General features: G+C 38.0%; 17 protein-coding genes. 11 read left to right on the top strand and 6 right to left on the bottom strand.

Translation table 11 applies throughout. The features are described from left to right. Positions 1–19 precede the first annotated feature (19 nt). The gene (locus J7E57_RS12910; protein ID WP_215129047.1) at positions 20–1969 is read left to right on the top strand and encodes a glycoside hydrolase family 97 protein; all 1950 of its coding nucleotides are present in this window, start codon (positions 20–22) and stop codon (positions 1967–1969) included. Positions 1970–2212: 243 nt separating this feature from the next. Beyond that, positions 2213–2809: an FMN-dependent NADH-azoreductase gene (locus tag J7E57_RS12905; RefSeq protein WP_215129045.1), complete on the top strand. Its 597-nt coding sequence runs from the start codon at positions 2213–2215 to the stop codon at positions 2807–2809. 223 nt (positions 2810–3032) lie between these two features. On the opposite strand, the gene J7E57_RS12900 is transcribed toward J7E57_RS12905, so the two are convergent. After that, complete coding sequence (locus J7E57_RS12900) at positions 3033–3395, bottom strand: response regulator transcription factor (RefSeq protein WP_215129043.1); 363 nt, start codon at positions 3393–3395, stop codon at positions 3033–3035. 294 nt (positions 3396–3689) lie between these two features. Between J7E57_RS12900 and J7E57_RS12895 the strand changes: the two genes are divergently transcribed. Beyond that, on the top strand, positions 3690–4004 hold the full coding sequence (locus J7E57_RS12895; protein WP_057934638.1) for a hypothetical protein: 315 nt from the start codon (positions 3690–3692) through the stop codon (positions 4002–4004). 187 nt (positions 4005–4191) lie between these two features. On the opposite strand, the gene mnmA is transcribed toward J7E57_RS12895, so the two are convergent. Then, positions 4192–5283: a tRNA 2-thiouridine(34) synthase MnmA gene (gene mnmA / locus J7E57_RS12890; protein ID WP_215129041.1), complete on the bottom strand. Its 1092-nt coding sequence runs from the start codon at positions 5281–5283 to the stop codon at positions 4192–4194. 462 nt (positions 5284–5745) lie between these two features. Between mnmA and J7E57_RS12885 the strand changes: the two genes are divergently transcribed. After that, positions 5746–8031 (top strand): GH92 family glycosyl hydrolase, encoded by a 2286-nt coding sequence (locus J7E57_RS12885; RefSeq protein ID WP_215129039.1) that lies wholly within the window; start codon positions 5746–5748, stop codon positions 8029–8031. Between the two features lie 151 nt (positions 8032–8182). Next, entirely contained in the window at positions 8183–9589 is a 1407-nt protein-coding gene (locus J7E57_RS12880; protein ID WP_215129037.1) for a DUF6794 domain-containing protein, read from the top strand. A 37-nt stretch (positions 9590–9626) separates the two neighbouring features. On the opposite strand, the gene J7E57_RS12875 is transcribed toward J7E57_RS12880, so the two are convergent. Next, complete coding sequence (locus tag J7E57_RS12875; RefSeq protein WP_215129035.1) at positions 9627–10040, bottom strand: EamA family transporter; 414 nt, start codon at positions 10038–10040, stop codon at positions 9627–9629. Between the two features lie 141 nt (positions 10041–10181). On the opposite strand from J7E57_RS12875, the gene J7E57_RS12870 reads away from it, so the two are divergent. The 4 genes from J7E57_RS12870 to arsB are packed head-to-tail and all read left to right on the top strand — an operon-like array spanning position 10182 to position 12623. After that, complete coding sequence (locus tag J7E57_RS12870; protein WP_215129032.1) at positions 10182–10511, top strand: ArsR/SmtB family transcription factor; 330 nt, start codon at positions 10182–10184, stop codon at positions 10509–10511. Positions 10512–10548: 37 nt separating this feature from the next. Next, positions 10549–11115 carry a DUF6428 family protein gene (locus J7E57_RS12865; protein ID WP_215129030.1) on the top strand — a complete coding sequence of 189 codons (567 nt, stop codon included), beginning with the start codon at positions 10549–10551 and terminating at the stop codon, positions 11113–11115. 19 nt (positions 11116–11134) lie between these two features. Next, the gene (locus J7E57_RS12860; RefSeq protein ID WP_215129028.1) at positions 11135–11554 is read left to right on the top strand and encodes an arsenate reductase ArsC; all 420 of its coding nucleotides are present in this window, start codon (positions 11135–11137) and stop codon (positions 11552–11554) included. Between the two features lies 1 nt (position 11555). After that, positions 11556–12623, top strand: a complete 1068-nt coding sequence (gene arsB, locus J7E57_RS12855) for an ACR3 family arsenite efflux transporter (RefSeq protein ID WP_215129026.1) — start codon at positions 11556–11558, stop codon at positions 12621–12623. A 251-nt stretch (positions 12624–12874) separates the two neighbouring features. On the opposite strand, the gene J7E57_RS12850 is transcribed toward arsB, so the two are convergent. From J7E57_RS12850 to J7E57_RS12840, 3 genes are all read right to left on the bottom strand, one after another. After that, entirely contained in the window at positions 12875–13756 is an 882-nt protein-coding gene (locus J7E57_RS12850) for an SDR family NAD(P)-dependent oxidoreductase (protein ID WP_251029900.1), read from the bottom strand. Beyond that, positions 13746–14588 (bottom strand): SDR family NAD(P)-dependent oxidoreductase, encoded by an 843-nt coding sequence (locus J7E57_RS12845; RefSeq protein ID WP_215129022.1) that lies wholly within the window; start codon positions 14586–14588, stop codon positions 13746–13748. Before J7E57_RS12845 ends, J7E57_RS12850 begins: the two co-directional genes overlap by 11 nt. 81 nt (positions 14589–14669) lie before the next feature. Continuing rightward, positions 14670–15581 carry a helix-turn-helix domain-containing protein gene (locus J7E57_RS12840; RefSeq protein ID WP_215129020.1) on the bottom strand — a complete coding sequence of 304 codons (912 nt, stop codon included), beginning with the start codon at positions 15579–15581 and terminating at the stop codon, positions 14670–14672. A gap of 124 nt (positions 15582–15705) precedes the next feature. On the opposite strand from J7E57_RS12840, the gene J7E57_RS12835 reads away from it, so the two are divergent. Continuing rightward, entirely contained in the window at positions 15706–16293 is a 588-nt protein-coding gene (locus J7E57_RS12835) for a TetR/AcrR family transcriptional regulator (RefSeq protein WP_215129018.1), read from the top strand. A 38-nt stretch (positions 16294–16331) separates the two neighbouring features. Then, on the top strand, positions 16332–16817 hold the full coding sequence (locus J7E57_RS12830; RefSeq protein ID WP_215129016.1) for a PaaI family thioesterase: 486 nt from the start codon (positions 16332–16334) through the stop codon (positions 16815–16817). Positions 16818–16824: the final 7 nt, after the last annotated feature.

Raw genomic sequence — 16824 nt, 5'->3', positions numbered from 1 at the left:
TAAACAAACAAACTTTAAAATGAAAAAATATCTGTCATTTGCCGCCTTAATGCTGGTTTTTACAATAAAACTCTTTAGCGCCCCTATAGAGATCCTATCTCCAGATAAGCGGATCAAAATATCGGTAGCCATTAAAGAAAAAATTGGCTACGCTGTTACATTCAATGGTGATCCTTTATTAGCCGATTCCTATTTACAGTTAAATTTGGCTCAGGCAAAGCTTGGTGAGCATGCAAAATTGATCAAAAAAACATTTTCATCTATAAACACCAGTTCAAATCCTGTTGTACCGCTTAAAAATGCCACAGTGATTAATCATTATAACTTGTTAAGGTTAGATTTTAAAGGCGATTTTAGTGTAGAATTTCGAGCTTATAACGATGGGATAGCTTACCGATTTATTACCAATAAAAAAGACTCGATCATTATAAATAGCGAAGATGTACACCTTAATTTTAATAATCCGGTTAAAGCGGCTTATTTAGAAACAGGCGGTTTTAAAACTTCGTATGAGATTTTATACCGCCAAAACGAGCTGGGAAAAGTGAATAAAGAGAAGATGAGTGTATTGCCAATATTGTTCAACACAGGAAAATATAAAACACTTTTATCAGAAGCAGATCTATACGATTACCCTTGTTTGTTTGTAAAAGCAACAGATGATAAAACTGTTGATGCTATTTTTCCAAAGGTGCCATTGGCTTTTGGAGAAGATGGAGACAGAAGTCAGAAAATTTTAAAAGAAGCCGATTATATTGCAAAAACAGCTGGTAAAAGATCGTTTCCATGGCGTTTTTTGGTCATTACCGATAAGGATACACAATTGGCTGCTAACGAAATGGTTTATAAGTTAAGTACACCTAACCAGTTACAAGATACCAAATGGATAAAACCTGGCCAGGTAACCTGGGAGTGGTGGCATAATGCCTATGTATATGGCGTGGATTTTAAATCGGGTTATAACCAGGATACCTATAAATATTATATCGATTTTGCTTCGAAATTTGGTATTCCATACATCATTATGGATGAAGGATGGGCGAAAACAACGCTTAATCCTTTTGAGCCTAATCCAACCATAAACCTGCAAGAGTTAATTGCTTATGGCAAACAGAAAAATGTAAAAATTGTACTTTGGTTTACCTGGCTGGCGGTAGAAAATAACTTCAATATTTTCGAAACGCTGGAGAAATGGGGCATTGCAGGGGTTAAAATCGATTTCATGGATAGGAGCGATCAATGGATGGTGAACTATTATACCCGTGTAGCCAAAGAAGCCGCCAAACACCACATATTGGTCGATTTTCATGGTGCATTTAAACCAGCTGGTTTGGAAGTAGCTTATCCCAATGTGCTCTCTTATGAAGGCGTTATAGGTATGGAACAAAATATTGGAGGCGGTTTGGCCACGCCAAACAACAACTTATTCCTTCCATTTTTACGTAATGCAGTGGGGCCGATGGATTACACGCCCGGGGCCATGCGTTCGGCACATAAAGAGGATTATAAACCTAGCTGGGTAAATACCATGAGCATTGGTACCAGGGCGCATCAGCTGGCCATGTATATTGTTTTTGAAAGTGGTTTTCAAATGCTGGCCGATAATCCTTTTAACTATTTAAGAGAGCCCGAAACCACTTCGTTTATTACCAGCGTTCCCGTAACCTGGGATGAAACTAAAATCCTGGATGCAAGTGTTGGCGAATATATCGTTACGGCCAAACGCAAAGGCAAAAAATGGTTTATTGGCGCTATGGGCAACGATCAAAAACATGATCTGAAAGTTGAAGCCAGTTTCTTGAAAGCAAACACAAACTACCAGATCACCCTGATCAAAGATGGCATCAATGCCGATTTTCAGGCAATGGATTTTAAACGCATCGTAAAACCAATTAAAGCAGGAGAAACGATCGATATCAATATGGTAAAAGACGGTGGCTTTGTTGCTGTAATTGAGCAGGTTAAGTAATGTAATTCCAAATGAATCGTCATTCTCGCGCATGCGGGAATCCTAATGCAAATAAATCACATCTTAATGCGTTAAGATTCCCAATCAAGTTGGGAATGACGAATTTCAATAAATCATTGTAACTGCCTTTTTAATTAAGAAAGAATAGCAACTATACCAAAGGATAGCACTATCCTCTGGTATAGTAGTAGCTTTTTGATACTTCGTATCTATAATTTTGCCAGACATAAAAAGGCAAAAAAAATGAAAATATTACATCTTATATCAAGCCCGAGAGGTGAAGCATCATTCAGTATTAAATTGGGAAATGCGATTGTTGAAAAATTACAGGCTGCAAATCCTGATAGTACATTAATTACACATGATTTGACGAACACCCCATTCCCACATCTGGAAGAAGTACACATTAATTCTTTTTTTACTCCGCTTGAAAATCACACAGCTGAATTTGCCGAAGCGATCAAACATTCTAACGAGGCTATTGCCGAACTTAAAAATGCTGATGTGATCGTAATTGGTGCACCTTTATACAATTTCGGTATCCCATCTACTTTAAAAGCATGGATTGATCACATTGCACGTGCAGGCCAAACTTTTAGTTATTCTGAAAATGGTCCTGAAGGTTTAGTGAAAAACAAGAAGCTGTATTTAGCCATTTCATCTGGCGGTGTATATTCGGAAGGCCCCATGAAAGCTTACGATTTTACTGAATCATATCTTAGATCGGTATTGGGTTTTATGGGTATGGTAGATGTTACGGCAATCAGGGCAGAAGGATTAAGTATGCCAAATCTGAAAGATGTAGCACTGGATAAAGCTATCGAAAGCATATCGATTTAAAAAAAATCTACTGCGGTAAACAGATTTACTGCAGTAGATTTTTTAGTTCATTTGTTCACTAGTCATTTGTTCATTAGTCCTTAATAGTGCCTAATCTACTCTGACTGGTAACTACCAACTCTGGACTAAACTTTAGCGATATTTTAAGACTTAATGTTCTTAATGGTCACCCATTGAAGGTTTCAATCGACTAAAGATTGAGGACTATTAACTCCCGACTGAACTAAGCCGCTAAATACTTTTCTACCCTACTAGCAAAGTCGTTTAGATCGAATGGTTTGTTGATGAAATCTTCTGCATCACATTTAGCTTTAACGGCGTTCAAGTGGTTATTGGCCGACATCATCATTACCGGAATATCATGTGTTTTAATATTTCGCTTTAGCATGTTGCAGATATCCAGCCCATTTCCATCAGGTAACATGATATCTAAAATCACCATATCCGGACGGTGTTTACTCATCTGAAACCAAAAATCATTGGTGTTTGGACAGGTCTTCACCTCGTATTGTTCCTCAATTAATAGAAATTCGATGATTTCTCTAATATTCGGATTGTCTTCAACTACATAGATGCACTTTTTCATAAGCTCTACTTTTGTTATATAGATAACTAACCTAGCTATCAGATGTTTAAGATAGTTATACACAATGTTACAGTTATTAACCTTATTAGTGGCACATGTCATGCGTTTCTATAATTTTTGCGTTGACTAAAAAAAATACAAAAATAAATTTTGATACTAATTTTTTTAGTATAGATTTGCTCTTGGAGAAGCAGGGTACAAGGCATATTATAAAGATAATTCCTTGTATTTAATTGATGATTTTAAATAAAAAGCTTCTAGCTTGGTTTGTTTGCTGATATATTTATTTTTTATATGACCGTTACCGTTTTAGCCATATTCGAAACAGATTTTAGACCAGATCTTTCATTAGGTAAAATCATGAATGAAAGACTGAGGATTGCTGCTGCAGATCTGCAGGACATTCATTTGCAGCATTTACATGCCATTGGGCAACGTAGTGATGATTTAGTGGTATATATAAGTTATAATCCCAAATATAAAATAAGATGGCGAGTTGTTAACGATGTGCCTGAAGATGTAGAAAACTTTGTAGCCCAAACCTGCGGTAATTTAGGTTACATCCACTGGAAAACAGCCTCTATTAATGTTTTTAAGGGAAATGAATAATTGATCAATCCTCAGTTTATTAAAGGATTTGTAAAATACGATTAAACAAAAAACGAGATGCTAAATAGCATCTCGTTTTTTGTTTTTGTGGTCGTCACCCTGAATTTATTTCAGGGTCTATTTCGCTAGTAAGACCCTGAAATAAATTCAGCATGACGCTCGCTCGTATATAACGGATAGGAGTCTATTAAACTAAAAATCCTCCGCCCAATAAATCATTTCCTTCGTAAAATACCGCCGATTGTCCTGGTGCAATTGCTGAAACATTATGATCGAACACCACACGCATTTTATCTTTTTCCTGAACAATTGTACTTAACATACCCGCATCTTTGTAGCGGATTTTGGTAATCACATCATTCATTGGTTCTTCAATGCTTGCATATTTTATCAGGTTAATGTTGCGTACCATGGCTTCGCGGCGTTCAAGCTCATCAGCTTTACCCAAAACTACAGTATTGCTTTCTGGGAGGATCTGCGTTACAAACATGGGCTCGCCAAAGGCAACGCCTAAACCTTTACGTTGGCCAATGGTGTAAAAAGGATAACCTTTATGTTGCCCAACAACCATTCCATTACCTAAAATGAAATTTCCGCCAGCTACTCTGTCTTCTAAATCTTCTACTTTATGTTTTAGGAAAGCCCTGTAATCGTTATCCGGAACAAAACAGATTTCGTAACTCTCCGATTTTTTTGCCAGTTCTTCCTGTCCCATATCTAAAGCCATTTGTCTGATTTCAGATTTCGCAAAACTGCCCAAAGGGAATTTAGTACGCGAAAGATTTTCTTGCGAAACGCCCCACAGTACATAAGATTGATCCTTGTTTTCGTCTTTTCCTTTTGAAATTACATAACGGCCGCTGTCTTGCTGGCGGATATTGGCATAATGCCCTGTCGCGATAAATTCGCAATCGAGTTTATTGGCACGTTTTAAAAGTGCTTCCCATTTAATATGCGTATTGCATAGCACACATGGATTTGGAGTTCGTCCCGCAAGGTATTCATCAACAAAATTATCGATTACATAATCGCCAAATTCATCCCTGATATCAAGGATATAGTGGGGAAAGCCATAGTTTACGGCAAGTGTACGGGCATCGTTGATACTATCTAATGAGCAACAGCCGGTTTCTTTACTGCTACCACCAGAAGTAGCATAATCCCAGGTCTTCATGGTTAATCCAATAACTTCATAACCCTGCTCATGCAACATTACAGCCGCTACCGAACTATCAACCCCGCCACTCATGGCAACCAGAATTCTACCGTGTTTACTCATCTTAAAAATATTGGATGCAAAAATAAGGTTTATTTAGCTGAAATTATTTAAAGCAAGTCAGTTACTTGTAAAAAGCGGTTGTTAAATTGCTTCTGCTTATTACTTAGATGGGCTAAAGTGACTCAGGTGTCATTAATATTTTGAAAATGGCTGGTCCGGTGTTAGTGGCTATCAGCAGTCCTGCTATCCCTTCAAGTCCTCGGCTCGTACCTCACCTCCGGGCTTTCCGTTCTATCAGGTTTAGATCATAAAGTCTGTGGTCTTTGACAATAAAAAAGAACACGCATAAACCTCGCAGGTTTTTAAAACCTGCGAGGTTTGAATCACAATAAGTTGTATCTTCAAGCTTATAAAATGTATTTTTTGTTTTACTTAAACGTTTTAGTGATATGTTTTATACATATTTGAAGATAAATTAATACCTTAGAATTTTCAATAAAACAAGCTAAATTTTAAAAAGATATGATTAAAAAAATTATCCTGCCTTGTCTTTTGCTATCGGCCCTGGTTACATCGGCACAGCAGAATCTGGTGCAGTATGTTAAGCCCATTATTGGTACATCTAAAATGGGGCATACCTATCCTGGCGCAACAGTCCCATTTGGTTCGGTACAGCTAAGCCCCGAAACGGATACTTTATCTTACGAAGTAAACGGAAAATACAATGGCGATGTATATAAATACTGTGCGGGTTATAAATATGAAGATAAAACCATTACAGGCTTTAGCCATACCCATTTTAGCGGTACTGGTCACTCCGATCTGGGTGATTTTCTCATTATGCCTACACAAGGTAAATTACAATTGAATCCTGGTACTGCATCAGATCCGAAAAGTGGTTACCGTTCGGCATTTTCGCATACCAATGAAGTTGCAGAGGCTGGTTATTACAAAGTAAAATTAGATGATGATAACATTACCGCCGAATTAACTTCGACCACGAGGGTAGGGATGCATCAATATACTTTTCCTAAATCGGATCAATCGCACATTATTCTCGATCTGATGGCTGGTATTTATAATTACGAAGAAAAAACGGTGTGGACTTACGTTCGCGTAGTGAACGATACCCTGATTACCGGTTACCGCCAAACCAACGGATGGGCCAGAACCAGAACCGTATATTTTGCGATGAGCTTTTCTAAACCTTTTAAAAGCTACGGACGTAAAAGCTATGATGCTAAACAGGCTTATAGAGGCTTTTGGGGCAAGTTTAACCAAGAGCAGAACTTTCCTGAAATTGCAGGCAAAAAACTGAAAATGTACTTCGACTTCGGTACCCAGGAAGGAGAGAAGATTAAAATTAAATTTGCTTTATCGCCCGTTAGCCAGGAAAATGCTCTGCAAAATATGCGTGCAGAAATTTCGGGCTGGGATTTCGAAAAAGTGAAGGCTCAGGCACAGGCTACCTGGAATAAAGAACTGAATAAAATACAGGTTACAACTTCTAACGATAATAAAATCAATTTTTACACCGCTTTATATCATGCTTTTATCAATCCAACAACCTATACCGATATTAATGGCGAGTATAAAGGTTTAGATCAGGGGATACATAAAGCCGAAGGCTTTACCAATTACACCACATTCTCGCTTTGGGATACTTACCGGGCCTTACATCCATTCTTTAATATTATGCAGCCAAGCCGCAGTAATGATATGGTGAAATCGATGATGGCGCATTACGATCAGAGTAGTTTGCACATGTTGCCGATTTGGTCGCATTATGCCAATGATAACTGGTGCATGAGTGGTTACCATAGTGTTTCTGTAATTTCTGATGCGATTATTAAGGGCACCTACAATGGCGATGCGAACAAAGCATTGGATGCCTGCATTGCAACAGCAAAACACCGCGATTACGAGGGAATTGGCTATTATATGGATAAAGGTTATATCCCAGCAGAAAAATCGGGCATTTCGGTTTCCAATAACTTAGAATATTCTTACGATGACTGGTCGATTGCGCAACTGGCCAAGAAATTAAACCGTATGGATGTTTACGACGAATTTATCAAACGTTCTAACAACTGGAAAAACAACTACGATAGTGCTTCTGGTTTCATGCGCCCTAAATTGGCAGATGGTTCTTTTAAAAAGCAATTCGATCCAAAAGATACCGAAGGACAAGGTTTTATCGAAGGAAATAGCTGGAACTACAGTTTTTTTGTTCCGCAGGATCCGGCTTCACTGATTGAAATGATGGGCGGCAAAAAGAAATTTGCAACCCGTTTAGATACTTTGTTTACCATGCACTTACCTGACGAATTTTTTGCGCATACTGAAGATATTACCCGCGAAGGTATTATTGGTGGTTATGTGCATGGTAATGAGCCTGCACACCATATCGCTTACCTTTATAACTGGACCGATCAGCCATGGAAAACTCAGGCGCAGATCCGTCACATCTTAAACATGCAGTACAAACCTACAGCCGATGGTTTGGGTGGAAATGACGACTGTGGACAGATGAGTGCCTGGTATATGTTCTCTTCGTTAGGTTTTTATCCGGTATCACCAGGTTCTGATGTATATTCATTAGGTAGTCCATTGGTTAATAATGCGGTAATTAATTTAGAAAACGGTAAAACATTTACTGTTGAGGCTATTAAGCAAAGCGATAAAAATGTTTATGTAGAGAAAGTTTTATTGAACGGCAAAGAAATTACTGATCATAAAATTAAACATGCCGATATCACCAACGGCGGAAAGCTTACTTTTTACATGAGTGCAAAACCTAAGAAATAATTTTCTCGTCCCTGTACAAATTAAACCGTTGACTAATTTTAGTTAACGGTTTTTTTATTTTAAATGAAAACTATGTTTAATACCTGTGGAATTTAAGATCTTTTAACATCTATATTCTAACCGATAAACTATTTTTATTTATTTTAATAGTATGACAAAAATAACGCTCACATTCGCATTTCTTTTATTACTCGGCATTCCTACTTTTAGCCAGTCCTCAACCTCCCGTGTTCCAATCACAGAAGTTTTTTCTTCCAATGGAAAATTTTCGGTTAAATCTTATTCATACGATGATGAATTTCCAACAACCAGGGGTAAATCTATAATATACAAGGGCAATAAAGTAATGTATGAGATCAACCGTTCATTTGATGTATATACTTTTGACCAGTATTTCTTAACCATTTCGAATGATGGCTCTACAATAGCTTATCTGGCAAATGCGACTTATCGTGATGATGGTTTTAAGAATGTTATTATCTATAAGGATGGAAAAAGGGCAGAAACTTATACTACAAAGGAATTTTCGAGCTGTAATTCCGATGTAGAGAAATGCAATCTGTTTTACGATAATTCGCGTACGGTAATCGATTATCAAAAAAGTAAGCCAGAGCTTGTCGTATTTAACGAAGGCACAACCGATGAAGAAAAATTTTTAAACGAGCAGTACGTGCTTAATTATAATGATGTTATTTACTGTGTAGATACAAAGAAGATGGTAACGTTATACGATCTTAAAAAGCGTGAGATTATATCAAAAGTTCCTTTCGCATCTGTTTATGAGAAGCTCAAAAGACTAAAACGCGAGATACCAAAAACCGATTTTTTCGAATATGCCTATAAATACATTCCAGATTTTGTGATCAAGAAAAACCAAAAAAAACTTGCAGTTGAGATGGAAAATAAGACCGGGTTAAAGTATGTGGGTATAAACACCACAGACTTTTTTAATTATAAAATATATCGGATAGTTTTAGCGGGCTACCTTACAAAAAACGGCAATTTTGAAATTGACACATTAAGCTGTGCCAAAGAAATAGATGAAAATAAGATTAGGGCAATAATGACAACCAATACTTTCGATGCCAGTTTTTTGTCTGAAAAAACAGAAAAACAATATTTCAAATACTTTTTGGGCGGTTTTAGGAATCCTGTTGATTCTCTGGCTAAACAAGAACTTTTGGTAGAGAAAGAAGAGCAAAAGAAGGAACGTGCCAGGCGGCTAACATTAGATTCTATTAATCATGTTTATATTCCCGTTAATCTTAACGATTGTTTTCTGCAGTTAAATAAAACTTTAAAACCAATTGACCGGGAGATGATTAAAAACTTTAAAGAAAGAAGCGATGTATTGAGCTTACATCTTGGATTGGGTATGTGGATCAGGAATAATTGGGGATTATGGGGCGGTTCCAGGTTACAAAGTTATTTTGCGCAAAGGGGTTTTTCTGAACCAGATGGAATATCCAGTATCATTTTAAATGAATACTACGGCTGGCTTAAGGGAAATCAGGAAGCTGGACCCAATTTTGAATTAAAGTATCCCATAAAAAACTAATGAATGAATAAATAAATGATGCATCGTGAAATATGGCTTAAAGTAATATCACCAAACTACCTGCAACAATTAAGCCTCCACCAATTAATGTTTTTGTTTCAATCGGTTCTTTTAAGATCAAAAAAGCCAAACCCATTGCAATGGCTACACTTAACTTATCAATCGGGGCTACTTTAGAAACATTACCCGTTTCGAGCGCTTTAAAATAGAAAATCCACGATAAGCCCGTTGCCAATCCCGATAAACCTAAAAATATTAGGTTATTTTTACTCAATGTTTTAAGCTGGGAAATTTCTCCGGTTGCTAATACAATGCCCCAGGCAATAAACAGGATGACTATCGTTCTGATAGCCGTTGCCATATTGCCATTAACGCCTTTGAGTCCAACTTTAGCTAAAATAGCCGTTGCAGCAGCAAACAAAGCGGAAAGTATTGCATAAAATTTCCACATGATTTAATTTTTATTTAAAATACAAATATTTATATACTAAGTAAATCATCGAATCTATAGAAATTCTGTAGTGCGTTACCGTAGGTTTAAAAATAAATTTTGATAACTAAATTATCTATCGTAATATTGCGATATAAAATTATGGGACTTACCAAAACAGAAATCTTCACCGAAGCGCAGAATCAGATGGCAGCGTTATTAAAAGCGATGGCTCATCCTGCACGGATTGCGATTCTTCAGCGCATTCTTAAATCGAATACCTGTATCTGTGGTGATTTGGTTGAAGAACTCGGCTTAGCTCAGGCGACCATCTCTCAACATTTAAAAGAGCTTAAAAATGCAGGTATTATACAAGGCACTATCGAGGGGGTGAGTATTTGCTATTGTATAGAACCTAAAACCTGGAAGTTATTACAAACACAGCTGGGCGATTTCTTTGCTGCATATAAGGGCGAGCAAAACTGCTGTTAAAATTTTTTACTTAAATCAATCGTTAAATTGCAATATTATGATCAATACATCTTCAACTGAATGGAACAGCTTTAAGGCTGAGCTTCAACAACATCCAGAATTGGTATTACAGTTTCAATATGCTCCGGGTAAGTGGGTAAATGCCAATTATCACATCACCGAAATTAAACAGGCGCCGATTGTTTCAGTAGATTGTGGAGGGGTAATGAACGCCTGGACCGAAATTATTGTACAGTTATGGGAACCTACCGAACAAGAACCGGGTAGGGCCATGCAGGTGAAAAAAGCATTATCCATTATCAATCTGGTAGAAAACAAACTGCCGTTAAACCCCAATGGAATTGTTAAAATTGAATTTGGCAATTCTGCGTTCGATACAAGGCAGATGTTTCCAGGTGAATTTAAAATTGATGGGGAAAACCTGGTTTTGGATCTTACACCCGATGCTACCCAATGTAAAGCGATTAACCGTGGCGGGAGCTGTGGCACCACCGAAACCGGCGAAGAATGTTGTGCACCTGCTCAGCCGATAAAGCAAAAGGTCGAATTGGTTAATCTAGCAGCCAGTCAAAATAATTGTTCTCCAGGAAGTGGATGTTGTTAATGATTCAAAATTTATAGGAATGAAAAATGTATTGGTGCTTTGCACCGGAAATAGTTGCAGAAGTCAACTGGCAGAAGGTTATTTGAAACATTTTGCTCAAAACAAAGCCAAAATCTACAGTGCTGGTATCGAAGTTCATGGCGTTAACCCAAGAGCGATAAAAGTAATGGCCGAAGATGGAATTGATATTTCTAATCAAACCTCAAATAATATTGAGGAATATTTTAATGTGCCTTTCGATTATGTGATTACCGTTTGCGATCATGCGAAAGAAAACTGTCCATATTTCCCAACGCAGGCTATAAAACTGCACCATAACTTTCCCGATCCTGCAAAAGCCGTAGGTACCGATGAAGAAGTCATGGCCGAATTTAGAAAAACAAGAGATCTGGTGAAGGGTTACATGGAAGATTTTGTGAATGAAAACTTTAAAGGCTAATATGTCAGCAGATATTTGTGCACCGGCAGCTCAAAGAAAACACCTAAGCTTTTTAGATCGCTATTTAACGCTGTGGATTTTCTTAGCCATGTTATTAGGGGTGGGCTTAGGCTTTTTGTTCCCATCATCAGCGGTCTTGACCAATTCATTTTCGAGCGGGAGTACAAACATTCCTTTGGCCATCGGATTGATCCTGATGATGTATCCGCCTTTAGCAAAAGTTAAATACCAGAATTTAGGCGAAGTATTTAAAAATGTAAAAATATTGAGTGTTTCGCTCGTTTTAAACTGGATAATCGGCCCGATTCTGATGTTTTTCCTGGCCATTGCATTTTTACATGACTATCCCGAATACATGGTTGGCTTAATTATGATCGGTCTTGCCAGGTGTATTGCGATGGTGGTGGTATGGAATGAGCTTGCCGATGGGAACCGAGAGTATGCCGCTGGTTTAATTGCCCTGAACAGTATTTTTCAGGTATTGTTTTACAGTGTGTTTGCCTATTTTTTTATTACAGTTTTACCACCCTTTTTTGGTTTAAAAGGTCTTTCTATATCAATTTCCATCGCAGAAATTGCAAAGAGTGTAGGAGTTTATCTTGGGGTTCCGTTTATGCTTGGTATTTTAAGTCAAAAAGTACTGATCAAGTGGAAAGGCGAAGAATGGTTTTATTCCACTTTTGTACCGATGGTTTCTCCTATAACCTTAATTGCCTTGTTATTTACCATTGTAGTGATGTTTAGTTTGAAAGGAGAATTAATTGTGCAGATTCCGTTTGATGTACTGCGAATTGCTTTACCCTTGGTGATTTATTTTGTGATCATGTTTGTGATCAGTTTTTTTGCGGGCAGGTATTTTGGAGCCGATTATGGCAAAAGTACCGCTATTGCATTTACGGCAACTGGTAATAATTTTGAATTGGCCATCGCTGTGGCTATAGGTGTATTCGGTATTCATTCAGGGCAAGCATTTGCCGGTGTAATCGGTCCGTTGGTTGAGGTACCCGCATTAATTGCACTGGTTAACCTGGCGCAATGGTTTAGGAAGAAGTATTTCAAAGAGTTGTAAGAGCCTGTTGAAATTTCATCCAATTATTTACTTATCTAACATTTCTGTCACACTGAGCGGAGTCGATTGCCTTTAATATATCAAAAAACGGTTTTTCACCAACCTACCATTAACAGACTCCAAAAGAAAAATCGTCATCTCGACTGAAACGCAGTGAAATGGAGAGATCTATCCAGACAGATTTTGCTTCGCAGAGCCTTCGGGTTCTCGGCTTCGCTGCACTCCGCTCGAAATGACGATTGCTCTAGATATTACGCATCAACCTCATCAAAATTAGTGGCGGTTGCCAGATATTTCCAATTGGCCATATCCCTTTGTACGTCTGCAATTTTTGCATCAGCTACCTGATAAGCATCAGGCCCTAAGAATAAATGGAGCGGTGGGTTTTCACTTTTCGAAGCTTCAATAATTACCTCAACTGCTTTGGCAGGATCACCCGGCTGTTGGTTATTGATGTCGTTCTGATGTGCCGCTTGCGAGTCGCGTACCTCTTTGTAGGCATCAATTGGTTTATTCGGTACGGCTAATGATCCTTCAGTTAGGAATGCTGTTCTGAAATAACCCGGCTCTACAATTGTTGCTTTGATTCCCATCGATTTTACTTCAGCCGCTAGCGATTCTGTAAAACCAACCACCGCAAATTTTGTAGCGCAATATATTCCGAAACCAGGGAAGTTACCTGAAAAGCCACCGATTGAAGAAATATTGAAAATATGACCTGATTGTTGTTTTCGCAATTGAGGAAGTACTTTTCTGATGACGTTTAACGAACCAAAAACGTTCACATCGAAATTTTGACGTGATTCTTTATCGCTCAATTCTTCTAAAGCACCAAGCATGCCATAGCCTGCATTGTTTACCACCACATCAACCTGACCAAATTTGCTGATCGTTTGGCTGATTGCCGCTTCTACACTGCTTTCGTCGATCAAATCAACAGCTAGTGGTAAAAAGTGTCCGTGTTCACCAACTGCGTTTATTAAATCGTTCAGGTTTCTTGAAGTTGCGGCAACGCTAAGGCCATTGCTTAATAATGTTTTTACTAATGTAAGTCCCAGGCCTTTTGATGCGCCTGTTACAAACCATACTTTTTGATTTTCCATAATGTTTTTGTCTATTGAATTAATTTTCATCGAAATCTGTTGAAATTGTAATGGCTTTCCAATCTCTAAATTCCTTTTGTAGTGATTCTACCTTGTTGTTTGCTCTTTGAAAAGCGTCGTTCCCTAAAAGTAAATGAAGGGGTGGATTAGGCATACTTGCCAATGAGATCATTGCAGCAGCAGCTTTCTCGGGGTCGCCGATCTGCTGACCGTCCATTTTTAGGTATTTGCTGTGTATTGCCCGCACTTCTTCGTATTCTGCAATTGGATTGGCAGCCAAAATCAGCGAATCAGTAGTTAAAAAACTGGTTCTGAATGCGCCGGGAGCCACAACAGTTACTTTTATGCCAAATTCTTTTAGGTCTTCCGCCGATACTTCTGACAATGCAATCACAGCCGATTTTGCCGCAGCATATACTGCCCAGCCTGTTGCGCCTGCAATACCTGCAATTGATGCAATGTTGATGATATGTCCGGCTCGTTGTGCCCTTAAATAAGGTGAAGCTTTTCTGATGACATTCAGTGTTCCGAAAACGTTAACATCAAAACTGTTGCGTGTTTCTGCATCGCTAAGCTCTTCAATACTGCCTCCGATTCCGTAACCTGCGTTATTGATGACCACATCGATTCTTTCGAATTTTGTAAAAGTCGTCTTTATCGCATCCTCGACGCTTTGCTCATCGGCCAGGTTAACGGCTAGAGGAAGGAATTTTCCGCTATCATTATTTACTGCTTTTTTAAGTTCATTGATATTTCTTGATGTGGCCGCAACATATTGGCCAGCATTTAGCAACTGATGAACCAAACTTAATCCTAAGCCCTTTGAAGCTCCGGTAATAAACCAAACTTTTTTCTTGCCCATAGTTTTTTCTTTTTGTTAAGACAAAATTACAGTGCAAATGAATTCGTTTTATTACGTTAATCAAACTTATGATTACGAAATTCAAACAATTCGGTAAGAAGTAGGGGTGTGGTTAGTTAGTTTTTTAAAAAAGTTATTAAAATGGGTAGGCTCTTCAAAACCAAGGCAATAGCCTATTTCTGATATATTCCAGTCGGTATGCTTGAGTAAAGCTTTAGCTTCACTTAATAAACGCTCAGTAATATAATGTGTGGTGGTTTTGCCAGTGGTTTCTTTAATTGCACGGTTTAAGTGGTTTACATGTACCGAAAGCTGCGAAGCATAATCTTTGGCTGAGCGCATGGTAAGCCTTTGCGTAGTCGTTTCGATGGGGAATTGACGCTCTAATAACTCCGTAAAAACAGAAGTGATCCTTGTATTGGCATCAGTATGTTTAAATAGCGTTTCAGATGGCTGTGTTTTTAGCGCAAAGTGTGTAATCTCAGTAATATAGTTTCTGAGCAGGTCGTATTTATAGATGTAATCGGTATTGATTTCCTCGAACATTTTATCGAAAATGCTTTCTATTTGAGCATCTTGTTTTTCATTTAAAATATACGCCGGTTTCCCGCCAGGTACGAACATGGGTAAATCCCCAATGTTTCCGCGGATCTTTTCGGTAAAAAAAGCTTCTGTAAAAATACAAAAATAGCCTGTCACCTCGCTTTGTTTACCACTGGCCAGTTCCCATGTATAAGGTACAAGTGGGTTAAAGAAGATTAAAGCTGTGCCATTGATTTCGATGCTTTTATCCGCATAATGGTAAACATTATGCCCGCGGGTAAGGCAGATTTTGTAATAATCCCTGCGATTATAACTCATTGGCTTATGATCATCCCTTAAACAATCTTCTAACTTGAAAACGTTAAAGTGCCCCACGCCGTTTTGTAGGTTGTCTGGTAAGAAACTAAATTTGTTCTGGTAAAAATCTTCAATTGTCTCCGGCTTGTTCATAAATCAAAGTTACAAAATTCAAACGTAAATTGAATTGCTGTAATTAAAAGGAGATTTCGGTGATAAAAATATTTGCATTAAATATACCGATTGGTATATATTTGCATCGTCAATTTAAAAGAACATGACTAAGGCAGAAAAAACAAGAAATTTCATTGTAGAGAAAACCGCACCTATTTTTAATATGAAAGGTTATGCAGGCACTTCTTTAAATGATATTACTGCTGCCACGGGTTTAACCAAAGGCAGTATTTACGGTAACTTCGCCAATAAGGATGAAGTGGCGCTGGCGGCTTTTGATTATAACCTGAAAAATGTTTCATCAAGGATAGATGCTGACATGAACAAACAAGTCAGCGTAAAGGATAAGCTTTTGGTGTACATCAATATTTACCAAAAATTTATCGATGGTTCAGTATCAGAAGGAGGTTGCCCTGTTTTAAATACTGCAGTTGACGCTGATGATACCCATCCCGAATTGCGGGAAAAAGTTTTGAAAGCAGTTTTAGGCTGGAAAAATAAAATTGCTAAACTGGTTGAATCAGGTATTTCTACCAAAGAAATCAATGCAGATCACAATCCAGAGCAGGTTGCATTAACAATTATTGCTATAATAGAAGGTGGCATTATGATTTCGAGGTTGACCGCAAAACCTGCACACTGGAATTTAATTATGGATTCGTTAAAAAAATATATCAATAGCCTCGGCTAAAAAATTTTAAACTAAAATATACCGATTGGTATTTTATTATGAAAAGAACCAGAATGATAACTTGGGAAGACCCTATGAAAGGAGCGAAGGAAGCTATGCAGATGGATGGTGTTGATTACCTGCAGGCCATGAGCGATCATAAATTTCCGCTGCCGCCATTATTACATACCTTGGATTTTAGTGTAAGCCTGATCGAAAAGGGCAATGTGGTTTTCGAATTTACACCTCAGGAGTTTCATTACAACCCAATCGGCACTGTGCATGGCGGGGTAATCACTGCTATTTTAGATTCGGCTATGGGCTGTTCGGTCCATTCCCTTTTATCTGCGGGAAAAGGATATACCACTTTAGAACTGAAGATAAATTTCCTGAAAGCTGTTACCATCCAAACCGGGAAACTAAAAACCGTAGGCAAGGTAATCAACCTTGGTGGACGTACCGCCCAGGTAGAAGCGCAATTAGTTGATGAAAATAATAGCGTTTATGCTCACGCGGTGAGCACTTGTTTAATCTTAAAATTTTAAAAAAAAA

Source organism: Pedobacter sp. ISL-64, from assembly GCF_018613605.1.
GTDB lineage: Bacteria > Bacteroidota > Bacteroidia > Sphingobacteriales > Sphingobacteriaceae > Pedobacter.
This window is presented reverse-complemented; position numbering and strand designations above follow the sequence as displayed.